This window comes from Psychrobacter frigidicola (assembly GCF_007997305.1).
Lineage (GTDB): Bacteria > Pseudomonadota > Gammaproteobacteria > Pseudomonadales > Moraxellaceae > Psychrobacter > Psychrobacter frigidicola.
Window position 1 is genome coordinate 1 of sequence record NZ_VORZ01000008.1, and the last position, 743, is coordinate 743.

Below are 743 nucleotides of genomic sequence, written 5' to 3' on the forward strand. Positions count from 1 at the left end.
GACTCATATCTAACCCCCTTTGCTGACGACCATAGCATGATGGCCCCACCTGATCCCTTACCGAACTCAGAAGTGAAACATCATAGCGCCGATGGTAGTGTGGTTCGCCCATGTGAGAGTAGGTCATTGTCAGCTCTCTATTCTAAAGATAAACCCCCTTGCGCTTATGTGCAAGGGGGTTTTCTTTGCCTACGGGTTTGATGGTTTAAACAGGGAGTATAGGAGGGGTGGAAAGGCTGTTAGGTGAAGTGCCATCTATTTCAGTACTCAGCAAGTGTTAAGCCCATAATTGGAGATCTTTTTCTCAATAAAAAGACTGGTTTAAACTATTCTTTCTCTGTATATATCAAACCTGATCCTCTTATCTCTTAATTGAACAATGTTTTTATGTTATATTTCTATAACACAGAGACATTATTGAGCCCACTTAAAATGAGAAGTTTCAAGAAGTTGGGATATTTATAAAATAAAAGCTAATATTACTTTGACCCTCCATCAAATGTGCGTATAATGCGTCCCAGTTGGAAGGGAAGGCGTTTTTGGAAGTGGTTTACCACTGAAAGAAGTTAGCCAAATAAATTACTTTTAATTAGAATGATTTATTCCTTGACACCATCTTAAAAGCGTCTATAATACGCCCCTCAGCAAGGGAGAGCAGCGACATAAGTAACACACTTATAACCTGACTCACTTACTGAAACGAATTAGAACAAAGGGTTGACAGACTTACATTTTAAGTTATA

At 38.9% G+C, this 743-nt stretch carries 1 rRNA gene; it reads left to right on the forward strand.

The window, feature by feature from the left end:
- The first annotated feature begins 21 nt into the window (after positions 1 to 21).
- Positions 22 to 135, forward strand: a 5S ribosomal RNA gene (rrf, locus tag ES754_RS12050).
- The last annotated feature ends 608 nt before the right edge of the window (positions 136 to 743 follow it).